This window comes from Streptomyces sp. NPDC048275 (assembly GCF_040652275.1).
Classification (GTDB): domain Bacteria; phylum Actinomycetota; class Actinomycetes; order Streptomycetales; family Streptomycetaceae; genus Streptomyces.
Window position 1 is genome coordinate 75,200 of record NZ_JBEZLR010000033.1, and the last position, 12,593, is coordinate 87,792.

Annotated in this window: 11 protein-coding genes; 9 read left to right on the forward strand and 2 right to left on the reverse strand. The window is 67.9% G+C overall.

Annotation, left to right across the window (positions count from 1 at the left end):
- Positions 1–278 precede the first annotated feature (278 nt).
- The 6 genes from eccD to AB0D57_RS21090 all read left to right on the forward strand — a co-directional run bounded on the left by eccD (position 279) and on the right by AB0D57_RS21090 (position 7,425).
- Complete coding sequence (gene eccD, locus AB0D57_RS21065; protein WP_362074780.1) at positions 279–1,736, forward strand: type VII secretion integral membrane protein EccD; 1,458 nt, start codon at positions 279–281, stop codon at positions 1,734–1,736.
- Positions 1,737–1,927: 191 nt separating this feature from the next.
- A complete protein-coding gene (rpsO, locus tag AB0D57_RS21070; protein WP_030945091.1) occupies positions 1,928–2,215 on the forward strand; it encodes a 30S ribosomal protein S15 in 288 nt (95 codons plus the stop codon).
- A 373-nt stretch (positions 2,216–2,588) separates the two neighbouring features.
- Complete coding sequence (locus AB0D57_RS21075; RefSeq protein ID WP_362074784.1) at positions 2,589–4,808, forward strand: polyribonucleotide nucleotidyltransferase; 2,220 nt, start codon at positions 2,589–2,591, stop codon at positions 4,806–4,808.
- Positions 4,805–6,184 (forward strand): pitrilysin family protein, encoded by a 1,380-nt coding sequence (locus AB0D57_RS21080; RefSeq protein WP_362074787.1) that lies wholly within the window; start codon positions 4,805–4,807, stop codon positions 6,182–6,184. The genes AB0D57_RS21075 and AB0D57_RS21080 overlap by 4 nt, the downstream gene beginning before the upstream one ends.
- 27 nt (positions 6,185–6,211) lie before the next feature.
- On the forward strand, positions 6,212–6,964 hold the full coding sequence (gene dapB / locus AB0D57_RS21085) for a 4-hydroxy-tetrahydrodipicolinate reductase (protein ID WP_362074790.1): 753 nt from the start codon (positions 6,212–6,214) through the stop codon (positions 6,962–6,964).
- A 5-nt stretch (positions 6,965–6,969) separates the two neighbouring features.
- The gene (locus tag AB0D57_RS21090; RefSeq protein WP_362074793.1) at positions 6,970–7,425 is read left to right on the forward strand and encodes a hypothetical protein; all 456 of its coding nucleotides are present in this window, start codon (positions 6,970–6,972) and stop codon (positions 7,423–7,425) included.
- 79 nt (positions 7,426–7,504) lie between these two features.
- On the opposite strand, the gene AB0D57_RS21095 is transcribed toward AB0D57_RS21090, so the two are convergent.
- Entirely contained in the window at positions 7,505–8,062 is a 558-nt protein-coding gene (locus AB0D57_RS21095) for a hypothetical protein (RefSeq protein ID WP_362074796.1), read from the reverse strand.
- 90 nt (positions 8,063–8,152) lie between these two features.
- Positions 8,153–8,392, reverse strand: a complete 240-nt coding sequence (locus tag AB0D57_RS21100; protein ID WP_362074799.1) for a hypothetical protein — start codon at positions 8,390–8,392, stop codon at positions 8,153–8,155.
- 203 nt (positions 8,393–8,595) lie between these two features.
- Here AB0D57_RS21100 and thyX point away from each other — a divergent pair, with 203 nt between their 5' ends.
- The 3 genes from thyX to AB0D57_RS21115 all read left to right on the forward strand — a co-directional run bounded on the left by thyX (position 8,596) and on the right by AB0D57_RS21115 (position 12,269).
- Positions 8,596–9,336, forward strand: a complete 741-nt coding sequence (thyX, locus tag AB0D57_RS21105; protein WP_362074802.1) for an FAD-dependent thymidylate synthase — start codon at positions 8,596–8,598, stop codon at positions 9,334–9,336.
- Between the two features lie 210 nt (positions 9,337–9,546).
- Entirely contained in the window at positions 9,547–10,446 is a 900-nt protein-coding gene (gene dapA / locus AB0D57_RS21110; RefSeq protein ID WP_362074805.1) for a 4-hydroxy-tetrahydrodipicolinate synthase, read from the forward strand.
- 137 nt (positions 10,447–10,583) lie between these two features.
- Entirely contained in the window at positions 10,584–12,269 is a 1,686-nt protein-coding gene (locus tag AB0D57_RS21115; protein WP_362074808.1) for a ribonuclease J, read from the forward strand.
- Positions 12,270–12,593 lie beyond the last annotated feature (324 nt).

A 12,593-nucleotide genomic window follows, 5' to 3' on the forward strand; every position in this document is an offset into this window, starting at 1 on the left:
ATGCACTCATCCTTCGCGATTTGATACGTCTGTTACGTCCTGGCGTCGACGCCCCCGTGTGCTGCGACGTGTACTCGTTCGCTTAGGCGTCAATGTGTGAGCGTCGATCCTACTGATGCGCCAAGTGCGCCAGCGAGTCAGGAGGATGGAGATGCCGAGGGGGCACGGGGAGGAAACGGGGGAGGTGGGCATCGCACCCCCCGTTGTCATGGATAGGGTGGCGCTCCGCGTCGTACGAACGGCGCGAGGAAGCGTTGTCCAGCAGGGGGAAGTACCAGGTGAGCACGGGGACATCGACGGGTTTCTGCCGAATTACCATCGCAGCGCCGGACAGTCGGGTCGATGTGGCGCTGCCGGAGGATCTGCCGATCCAGGACCTCTTTCCTGAGATCGTCAGGCTCTCGGGCCTGGTCCAGCCGGACACCGATCCCGCCGGCTACCACCTCGTACGCCGCGAGGGTCAGGTCCTCGACGCGAGCCGCTCGTTGCTCGAACACCGGGTCAGGGACGGCGAAGTGCTGCTGCTGCGCACCTTCGCCGATTCACTGCCTCCGGCCGTTCACGACGACGTGGTGGACGCGATCGCCGCCGCGGTCAAGCAGGACATCCGCAGCTGGAACGACAACCTGATGCGGGTGGCCGGTCTCGTCTCCGGTGCGCTGCTGCTGATCATGCTCGGCTTCGTCTTCTGGTTCGCGGATCCGGTACGGCACGACATGCACGGCCTTCAGGGCATCCTCGCCGGCGTGGTCGCACTGGCCCTGACGGCACTCGCCGGTGTACGAGCCCGGGTGTACGAAGACCGCGGTTCCGCCGTCGCGCTCGGCGTCTCGGCCCTGCCGCACGCGCTCATCGCGGGCTCCGGCGTCATTCCCCAGGACGCGGGCGAAGGCCCCGGCCGGCTTCAGTTCCTCGTCGGCTGTGTCGCCGTACTGCTCTTCTCCGTCGTGCTGATCATGCTGCTGCCGCAGGGAGACGCTCCGTTCGTGGCCGCCGCGCTGGCCGCCGCGATCGGCACGCTCGCCGTGTTCTGCGGTGTGCTCACCGAAGCGAAGCCGCGGGAGATCGCCGCCGGCACCTCGGTCGTCGCTCTGGCAGTCGTCGGATTCCTGCCCGGCTGGTCGGCCCGCTTCGCCAAGCTGCCGATCGGCTTCCGCAACCCGGAGGACCTGGCCAGGGCCCGCCGCGAGGGCCAGGAGGGCGACCTCGAAGCCGTCGACGTCCAGCGCATCGTCGCCCAGACCAGCCGGGGCCACGAACTGCTGCTCGGACTGGTCGGCGGCTGTGCCGCCGTCATCATCGGCGCGGGTGGCGCGGTGCTGGGGTTCAGCGACGGGGGCTGGGCCCAGCTGCTGGCCCTGTGCACCGGCCTCGCCGCGATGCTGCGGGCGCGTCTGTTCCGGTACACCGCCCAGGTCACCTGCCTGTTCGTGGCCGGCGTCGTCACGCTGGGTCTGCTGATCCTCGGCCTTGCGATTTCACCGCCGGCCGACATCATCGTCGAACTGCTTCAGGGCAACTCCGATCCGGTCGACGTACGGACCCTGTGGCTCGCCGCCTCGGTCGGGGGCGGAGTTCTGGTCCTGATCGCGATCGCTCTGATCGTGCCGCAGAAGGGGCTCTCCCCCTTCTGGGGCCGCATGCTGGATCTCGCGGACTCGCTGGTGTTGCTCTCCCTGATCCCGATCTGCCTGGCCGTCCTCGACGTCTACAGCAAGGTCCGCGGCGGCGTCTGACCGGCGAAAGGCGCCCGTCAAGAGCGCGCTCGTGTGCTGGTACGCTGTGTGACGGCCGTTTGTGTACGCACCCCCGGAGCAATCTCTCTGGAGGCCGCGCCCAGCGGACCCCGCCTATCGAGTAACGGAAGCTCCCCCGAGACACAGACCGGGGGCACTCGATGGCCACTCACAGACTACGAGGAGTACGCGTGTCTCTCGACGCCGCTACGAAGAAGCAGATCATCACCGAGTTCGGTCAGAAGGAGGGCGACACCGGCTCCCCCGAGGTCCAGGTCGCCATGCTCTCGCGCCGGATCTCGGACCTGACCGAGCACCTCAAGACCCACAAGCACGACCACCACTCCCGTCGTGGTCTGCTGATCCTGGTCGGTCAGCGTCGCCGCCTGCTGCAGTACCTGGCCAAGAAGGACATCCAGCGCTTCCGTGCGCTGGTCGACCGCCTGGGCATCCGCCGCGGTGCGGCGGGCGCCAAGTAAGACGCCGTGAAGGGAGCGGTTCCCACATCTTGGGGGCCGCTCCTTTTGCTGTACGTGCTGCCGCACCTGCTCGGTACGAGCTCTGTACGTGCGGAGTGTCACTGACGCTTTGTAGTGTGGTAGCACAACGCAATACGCATGACACAGCACGTACGACACAGCGTGATGGCGACCTGCCCGCCGGGTAGGGCGCCTCACGACAACGAACGAGGAGAAGCGCACCTCGCCGCCGCCGGTCCTCGGTAGTGGCCCCCGGGGGAACGTGAGCCCGGGTGCTTCGATCGAAGACCGGCCCGCACCAGAAGGAGCGCCTCTCCGCCACCGTCCCCCTGCCACACGGGCAGGACGGGACGAAGACGAGGAGAAAACGCTAGTGGAGAACGAGACCCACTACGCCGAGGCCGTTATCGACAACGGTTCCTTCGGTACCCGCACCATCCGCTTCGAGACGGGCCGCCTGGCCAAGCAGGCCGCCGGCTCCGCCGTGGCGTACCTGGACGACGACACCATGGTGCTGTCGGCCACCAGCGCTTCCAAGAAGCCCAAGGACCAGCTCGACTTCTTCCCCCTCACGGTGGACGTCGAGGAGCGGATGTACGCCGCCGGCAAGATCCCCGGCAGCTTCTTCCGCCGTGAGGGCCGTCCCTCCGAGGACGCCGTTCTCACCTGTCGTCTGATCGACCGCCCGCTGCGCCCGTCCTTCAAGAAGGGCCTGCGCAACGAGATCCAGGTCGTCGCCACGATCATGGCCCTCAACCCCGACCACCTGTACGACGTCGTGGCGATCAACGCCGCCTCCGCGTCCACGCAGCTGGCCGGTCTGCCCTTCTCCGGCCCGGTCGGCGGCGTTCGCGTCGCGCTGATCAACGGCCAGTGGGTCGCGTTCCCGACGCACACCGAGCTCGAGGACGCCGTCTTCGACATGGTCGTCGCCGGTCGCGTCCTGGAGGACGGCGACGTCGCGATCATGATGGTCGAGGCCGAGGCCACCGACAAGACCATCCAGCTGGTCAAGGGCGGCGCCGAGGCGCCCACCGAGGAGGTCGTCGCCGCCGGTCTCGACGCCGCGAAGCCCTTCATCAAGGTCCTGTGCAAGGCGCAGTCGGACCTCGCCGCGAAGGCCGCCAAGCCCACCGCCGAGTTCCCGATCTTCCTCGACTACCAGGACGACGTCCTGGAGGCCCTGACCGCCGCGGTCAAGAGCGAGCTCTCGCAGGCGCTCAGCATCGCCGGCAAGCAGGACCGCGAGGCCGAGCTGGACCGCGTCAAGGAGATCGCCGCCGAGAAGCTGCTCCCGCAGTTCGAGGGCCGCGAGAAGGAGATCTCCGCCGCCTACCGTGCGCTGACCAAGAAGCTGGTCCGCGAGCGCGTCATCAAGGACAAGGTCCGCATCGACGGCCGCGGCGTCACGGACATCCGTACGCTCGCCGCCGAGGTCGAGGCCATCCCGCGCGTGCACGGCTCGGCGCTGTTCGAGCGTGGCGAGACCCAGATCCTGGGCGTCACCACCCTCAACATGCTCCGCATGGAGCAGCAGCTGGACACCCTTTCCCCGGTGACCCGCAAGCGCTACATGCACAACTACAACTTCCCGCCGTACTCCGTCGGTGAGACGGGCCGCGTCGGCTCCCCCAAGCGCCGCGAGATCGGCCACGGCGCGCTCGCCGAGCGCGCGATCGTGCCGGTTCTGCCGACCCGCGAGGAGTTCCCCTACGCGATCCGTCAGGTGTCCGAGGCCCTCGGCTCCAACGGCTCGACGTCCATGGGTTCCGTGTGCGCGTCCACCATGTCGCTGCTGAACGCCGGTGTGCCGCTGAAGGCCCCCGTCGCCGGTATCGCCATGGGTCTGATCTCCCAGGAGATCGACGGCCAGACGCACTACGTCGCCCTCACCGACATCCTCGGTGCGGAGGACGCCTTCGGCGACATGGACTTCAAGGTCGCCGGCACCAAGGAGTTCGTGACCGCCCTCCAGCTCGACACCAAGCTGGACGGCATCCCGGCCTCCGTCCTGGCCGCGGCCCTCAAGCAGGCCCGCGACGCCCGCCTCCACATCCTCGACGTGATGATGGAAGCGATCGACACGCCGGACGAGATGTCCCCGAACGCCCCGCGGATCATCACCGTCAAGATCCCCGTGGACAAGATCGGTGAGGTCATCGGCCCCAAGGGCAAGATGATCAACCAGATCCAGGAGGACACCGGCGCCGAGATCACGATCGAGGACGACGGCACCATCTACATCGGTGCCGCCGACGGCCCGGCCGCCGAGGCCGCCCGCGCCACGATCAACGGCATCGCCAACCCGACCATGCCGGAGGTCGGCGAGCGCTACCTGGGCACCGTCGTGAAGACGACGACCTTCGGCGCGTTCGTGTCGCTGCTCCCGGGCAAGGACGGTCTGCTGCACATCTCGCAGATCCGCAAGCTCGCCGGCGGCAAGCGCGTGGAGAACGTCGAGGACGTCCTCGGTGTGGGCCAGAAGGTCCAGGTCGAGATCGCCGAGATCGACTCCCGCGGCAAGCTCTCCCTGATCCCCGTGGTCGAGGGCGAAGAGGGCGACGATGACAAGAAGGACGACACCGACAAGTGACGTCTCGTAGCTCCACGGCGACGGCCCGCACCTCTTCGGAGGCGCGGGCCGTCGCCCGTACCCAAACCCTCATCAAGGGCCGGAACGGCATCGGTACGGTCCGTAAGACGACCCTCCCCGGTGGCCTGCGCATCGTCACCGAGACCCTTCCCTCCGTCCGTTCCGCCACCTTCGGCATCTGGTCGCACGTCGGCTCCCGCGACGAGACCCCGACGTTGAACGGCGCCACGCACTATCTGGAGCACCTGCTCTTCAAGGGCACGTCGCGTCGTAGCGCGCTGGACATCTCCTCGGCGATCGACGCGGTCGGCGGCGAGATGAACGCGTTCACGGCCAAGGAGTACACGTGCTACTACGCGCGCGTGCTCGACACCGACCTCCCGCTCGCCATCGACGTCGTGTGCGACATGCTCACCGGCTCGCTGATCGAGCAGGCCGACGTGGACGCCGAGCGCGGGGTGATCCTCGAAGAGATCGCGATGACCGAGGACGACCCGGGCGACTGCGTGCACGACCTGTTCGCGCACACCATGCTCGGCGACACCCCCCTCGGCCGCCCGGTGCTCGGCACGGTCGACACGGTCAACGCCCTCAGCGCCGACCGCATCCGCCGCTTCTACAAGAAGCACTACGACCCGGCGCACCTCGTCGTGACCTGCGCGGGCAACGTCGACCACAACAAGGTCGTACGTCAGGTCCGCGCCGCCTTCGAGAAGGCGGGCGCCCTCAGGGACACCGCCGTCGAGCCGATCGCCCCGCGCGACGGCCACCGCGCCATCCGCACCGCGGGCCGCGTCGAACTGCTCGGCCGCAAGACCGAGCAGGCCCATGTCGTTCTCGGTATGCCGGGCCTGGCCCGCACCGACGAGCGCCGCTGGGCTCTCAGCGTCCTGAACACCGCCCTCGGCGGGGGTATGTCCTCCCGCCTGTTCCAGGAGGTCCGCGAGAAGCGCGGGCTGGCCTACAGCGTGTACTCGTACACCTCGGGCTTCGCCGACTGCGGCCTCTTCGGTGTGTACGCGGGCTGCAGGCCGAGCCAGGTCCACGACGTGCTGAAGATCTGCCGCGACGAACTCGACCATGTCGCCCAGCACGGCCTCTCGGACGACGAGATCGGCCGCGCCATCGGCCAGCTCCAGGGCTCCACCGTGCTCGGCCTGGAGGACACCGGCGCGCTGATGAACCGTATCGGCAAGAGCGAACTGTGCTGGGGCGAGCAGATGTCCGTCGACGACATGCTGGCCCAGATAGCGTCGGTCACCCCGGACGAGGTTCGTTCGGTCGCGGACGACATCCTGGGCGAGCGGCCCTCGTTGTCGGTCATCGGCCCGCTCAAGGACAAGCAGGCGTCCCGTCTGCACGAAGCGGTCGCGTAACACCCGTCTCCTGTTAGGAACCAAGCAATGAGCAAGCTGCGCGTGGCGGTCCTCGGTGCCAAGGGCCGGATCGGAGCCGAGGCGGTACGAGCCGTCGAGGCCGCCGAGGACATGGAGCTGGTGGCCGCGCTGGGCCGGGGCGACAAACTGGAAACGCTGGCCGAGACCGGCGCCCAGGTCGCGGTCGAGCTGACCACCCCGGCCTCGGTGATGGGCAACCTCGACTTCTGCGTCCGGCACGGCATCCACGCCGTCGTCGGCACGACGGGCTGGACCGACGAGCGCCTCGCACAGCTGAGGAGCTGGCTGGCGCAGTTCCCGGAAACGGGTGTGCTCATCGCCCCGAACTTCTCCATCGGCGCCGTACTGACGATGAAGTTCGCCGAGGTGGCGGCCCCGTACTTCGAGTCCGTCGAGGTCGTCGAACTGCACCACCCGAACAAGGTGGACGCTCCCAGTGGCACCGCCACGCGCACCGCTCAGCTCATCGCCGCGGCCCGGGAGCGCGCGGGCAGCGCCCCGCAGCCCGACGCCACCGTCACCGCGCTGGACGGCGCCCGCGGCGCGAACGTCGACGGAGTCCCGGTGCACGCGGTCCGCCTGCGCGGCCTGCTCGCCCACCAGGAGGTCCTGCTCGGCGGCGAGGGCGAGACCCTCACCATCCGCCACGACTCCCTCCACCACAGCAGCTTCATGCCGGGCATCCTGCTCGGCGCCCGCCGCGTGGTCACGACTCCGGGCCTCACCTTCGGCCTGGAACACTTCCTGGACCTGAACTAAGAGCCATGCGCGCGAAGATCACATACGCCATCACGGCGGCCGCCCTGGTCGCCTACTTCGTGCTGGTCGGCTGGCGCGGAGTCCTGCTCATCCAGACCGGCACGGTCCTCACGATCACCTTCGGCGTCTCCGTCCTCATCCTGCCGGTGATCGGTGTCTGGTTCCTCTGGAAGAACACCCAGTTCGTCCGGAAGGCCAACCGGCTCGCCGCCGAGCTCGAGGCCGAAGGGGGCCTGCCCGTCGACGAGTTGAAGCGCACCCCCGGCGGCCGCATCGACCGCGACTCGGCCGACGAGGTCTTCGTCAGGCGCAAGGCCGAGACCGAGGACGCGCCGGACGACTGGCGCAGCTGGTTCCGCCTCGCGGTCGCCTACCACGACGCCCGCGACACCCCGCGCGCCCGCAAGGCGATGCAGCGGGCGATCGCCCTGCACGAGGGCAGGTCTCCCGCGGAGGCCTGATACGGCGATACACCAAAGGGGCCGGTCCGCACTGTGCGGACCGGCCCCTTCGGCTTTGACGACCGACGACCGCTGCGGCTCAGCCGTGCCCGTACTCGTCGGCCCACACCTCGATGGAGTCCGCCGCCCGGTCGAAGGCCTCCATGCGCGCCAGGAAGTCGGAGTTGTGCGTGGTGAGCAGCGGCGGCAGGCCGTCCGCCGCACGGTCCTTGCGTACGAGGATCAGCGCCTGCCCCTGTACGGTGCGCGGCAGCCCGAGCCAGCGCACCGGCTGCTGGACGGTGCGCACGGCGACGACCTGCTCCCAGGGAGCCGTACTCGAGTAGAAGAAGCTCACGCGGCGCAGGCCCTGCGCGCTCACCCAGACGCCCATCCGCAGCAGGCGTAGCGCGCACAGTATGACGGCCAGAGCCCCGACCAGAAAGGCCACGGCGGCGGAGCGGCTCCCGGCGACCGCGGTGACCACGGCCGCGACAAGCACATACGACGCGAGCAACAGAATGAGCGCGGCGAGGGCCACCCGCCAGGGCCCGGGACGGTACGGGCGCCGCCAGTGGTCGCGGTCGTCGAACGGCAGCGCGAGGTCGTCCGTCGCCTCGTCAAAAGCACGGTCCGCCGTCAGGAAGGGCAGGGGCACGACTGATCCTCACTCAATCCACGCATGGGCTATGCCCGGTGAGGCTACCTAGCCGGGTCCCGGCTCACCACCCTTGGGGGTCCGGAAGGGTCAGCGGCCGTCCGACGCTTCGGAATGCTGCGTCTTCGCGGGTGACTCATCCTGCGACAGGGCGGGCATCCCGAGGATCAGGGACCCGACGAGCCCGGCGACCATGGTGAGCCCTATGAGCCACTGTCCGGCTATCTGTCCGGCGGACGCGCGGCGGCGGGGTGGGGGAGAGACATTGCTGCGAAACTTGTCGGCTTCGGCGATGAAGGCGAACGGTACGGGCTCGCGCCGACGGAACATGAGGTGCGCTTCTCCTTTGGAGGTTCGTAGGGATCCCAGTCACCAAAACAGACGTACGAGCGTCGCAAATGGTGCCCAGTTTCACCAAATTCACAGAAGTTCGGCGGTGAATGTCGCGGCACGCTACTGAACGACCCGTTGTCAGTGCCGGGCCGTAGAGTGGGCGCCGCCCGAGAGATGTGATGGGAAGGACCCTCCGCACCGTGACCGACACCCCCGCCGACGACCTCAAGCCCAGCTTCCGCAGCGATGTCACCGTCGAGCTGGTCAAGCACACCGCGTCCGACTCGGACGTGCTGTTCGCCGCCCGCGTCTCGACCGTCGGAGAGCAGTCCCTCGACGAGCTGAAAAAGGACCCGGAGCGGTCCAAGGGCCTGCTGAACTACCTGATGCGAGACCGGCACGGCAGCCCCTTCGAGCACAACTCGATGACGTTCCTCATCAGCGCCCCGATCTTCGTCTTCCGCGAGTTCATGCGGCACCGCGTGGGCTGGTCGTACAACGAGGAGTCGGGCCGGTACCGCGAGCTGCAGCCGGTCTTCTACGTCCCGGACGAGTCCCGCAAGCTGGTCCAGGAGGGCCGCCCCGGCAAGTACGTCTTCGTCGAGGGCACCCAGGCCCAGCAGGAGCTCACGGGCCGTGTGATGGAGGACTCGTACCGACAGGCGTACGAGGCGTATCAGGAGATGCTCGCGGCCGGCGTCGCCCGCGAGGTGGCCCGCGCCGTCCTCCCGGTCGGCCTCTACTCCTCGATGTACGCCACGTGCAACGCACGCTCCCTGATGCACTTCCTCGGCCTGCGCACCCAGCACGAACTCGCCAAGGTCCCGTCCTTCCCGCAGCGCGAGATCGAGATGGTCGGCGAGAAGATGGAGGCCGAGTGGGCCAAGCTCATGCCGCTCACGCACGCGGCCTTCAACGCCAACGGGCGCGTGGCGCCGTAGCGCGCTTCTGCACGCCTTCCGGCACAGGTGTACGGATCATCCGAGCGAAGTGTCCGTATTGCGGCACTTCGAGAAGTTCATCTAGCCTGATCAAACGGACCCGGCACTGCTTGAACCCCCGAGCAGGCAGTGCCGGGCTCCGCATTTATCCCGCTTTGTCGTGTCCCCCGAGGGCAGACCACGCGTTGAGCAGCGAGTAGCGTGTTACCCATGGCTCCGACCTCCACTCCGCAGACCCCCTTCGGGCGGGTCCTCACCGCTATGGTCACGCCCTTCACGGCGGACGGCGCACTCGACCTCGACGGCGCGCAGCGGCTCGCTACCCACCTGGTGGACGCAGGCAACGACGGCCTGATTGTCAACGGCACCACCGGTGAGTCCCCGACCACCAGCGACGCGGAGAAATCGGATCTCGTACGAGCCGTACTGGCCGCCGTCGGCGACCGCGCCCACGTCGTCGCCGGCGTCGGCACGAACGACACCCACCACAGCATCGAGCTCGCCCGCGCCGCAGAGAAGGCCGGCGCGCACGGCCTGCTGACCGTGACGCCGTACTACAACAAGCCCCCGCAGGAGGGCCTGTACCGGCACTTCTCGGCCATCGCCGACGCCACCGGGCTACCGGTGATGCTCTACGACATCCCGGGCCGCAGCGGCGTACCGATCAGCACCGAAACCATGGTGCGCCTCGCCGAGCACCCACGTATCGTCGCCAACAAGGACGCCAAGGGAGACCTCGGCCGGGCCAGCTGGGCCATCGCCCGCTCCGGCCTCGCCTGGTACTCCGGTGACGACATGCTCAACCTGCCGCTGCTCTCCGTGGGCGCGGTCGGTTTCGTCTCCGTGGTCGGCCACGTCGTCACCCCGGAGCTGCGGGCCATGCTCGACGCGTACGTCTCGGGGGACGTTCAGAAGGCCACCGAGATCCACCAGAAGCTGCTCCCGGTGTTCACCGGCATGTTCCGCACCCAGGGTGTCATCACGACCAAGGCCGCGCTGGCCCTCCAGGGCCTGCCCGCAGGACCCCTGCGCGCCCCGATGGTCGAGCTGTCGCCCGAGGAGACCGCCCAGCTCAAGATCGATCTTGCCGCCGGCGGGGTACAGCTCTAATCACAGACTTCACAACTGAATACGCACGACCACGCAGGCCACCGGGCCTGCACCCCACCAGACAACTGCTACTGCACGAACGTCACGCGCGCCACGTGCCTTGCCAGGTACGTGGCGCGCGTGGTGAGGAGAGTCTTTTGAGTCATCCGCATCCTGAACTCGGCGCTCCGCCGAAGCTCCCGAAGGGTGGCCTGCGCGTCACCCCGCTCGGCGGCCTCGGTGAAATCGGCCGGAACATGACCGTCTTCGAGTACGACGGCCGCCTGTTGATCGTCGACTGCGGAGTGCTCTTCCCTGAAGAGGAGCAGCCCGGAATCGACCTGATCCTGCCGGACTTCACGTCCATCAGGGACCGTCTCGACGACATCGACGGCATCGTCCTCACGCATGGCCACGAGGACCACATCGGCGGTGTCCCGTTCCTCCTGCGCGAGAAGCCGGACATCCCGTTGATCGGCTCCAAGCTGACCCTCGCTCTCATCGAGGCGAAGCTCCAGGAGCACCGCATCCGCCCCTACACACTCGAAGTCGCGGAGGGCCACCGCGAGCGCATCGGCCCCTTCGACTGCGAGTTCGTCGCGGTCAACCACTCCATCCCGGACGCCCTCGCGGTCGCTATCCGCACCCCCGCGGGCATGGCGGTCCACACCGGCGACTTCAAGATGGACCAGCTCCCGCTGGATGGCCGGCTCACGGATCTACACGCGTTCGCACGTCTGAGCGAGGAGGGCATCGACCTCCTTCTTTCGGACTCCACGAACGCCGAAGTCCCGGGCTTCGTGCCGCCCGAGCGTGACATCTCGAACGTGCTGCGCCAGGTCTTCGCCGGCGCCAGCAAGCGGATCATCGTGGCGAGCTTCGCCAGCCACGTGCACCGCATCCAGCAGATTCTGGACGCGGCCCACGAGTACGGCCGCAGGGTCGCCTTCGTCGGCCGCTCGATGGTCCGGAACATGGGCATCGCACGGGATCTGGGCTACCTGAAGGTCCCGCCGGGCCTTGTAGTGGACGTCAAAACGCTGGACGACCTCCCGGAACACGAGATCGTGCTCGTCTGTACGGGATCGCAGGGTGAGCCGATGGCGGCCCTCTCCCGGATGGCGAACCGCGACCACCAGATCCGCATCGTCCAGGGCGACACGGTGATCCTGGCCTCGTCGCTCATCCCGGGCAACGAGAACGCGGTCTACCGCGTGATCAACGGCCTGACCCGCTGGGGCGCCAACGTCGTCCACAAGGGCAACGCCAAGGTGCACGTCTCGGGCCACGCCTCCGCGGGCGAACTGCTGTACTTCTACAACATCTGCAGGCCGCGGAACCTGATGCCGGTGCACGGCGAATGGCGCCACCTGCGTGCCAACGCCGAGCTCGGCGCCCTCACCAACATCCCGCACGATCGCATCGTCATCGCCGAGGACGGCGTCGTCGTCGACCTCGTCGGGGGCAAGGCCAAGATCACCGGCAAGGTCCAGGCGGGTTACGTGTACGTCGACGGCCTCTCGGTCGGCGATGTCGGCGAACCCGCGCTCAAGGACCGCAAGATCCTCGGCGACGAGGGCATCATCTCGGTCTTCTTGGTGATCGACTCCAGTACGGGCAAGATCACCGGCGGTCCGCACGTCCACGCGCGTGGTTCGGGCATCGATGACTCCGCCTTCGGGGATGTCATCCCCAGGATCACGGAGGTCCTCGAACGCTCGGCGCAGGACGGCGTGGTCGAGCCCCACCAGATGCAGCAGCTCATCCGCCGCACGCTGGGCAAGTGGGTCTCGGACAACTACCGCCGGCGCCCGATGATCCTCCCGGTCGTCGTCGAGGTCTGACCCCTCCCACACGCCAACCTGGAGCGGGGCGCCTCGATTTGCATCGAGGCGCCCCGCTCCAGTAGGTTTACGGCTCCGCCTGAGGGGAAACCGGCACGACTGAGTGTCAGGAACCACCCCGGGTGGGACGGAAATTCCGACTCAGAATCTCTGATAAAGTCGGATACGCCGGAAAGGGAAACGCGAAAGCGGAAACCTGGAAAGCGCCGAGGAAATCGGATCGGGAAATGGTCTGATAGAGTCGGAAACGCAAGACCGAAGGGAAGCGCCCGGAGGAAAGCCTGAGAGAGTCTCTCGGGTGAGTACAAAGGAAGCGTCCGTTCC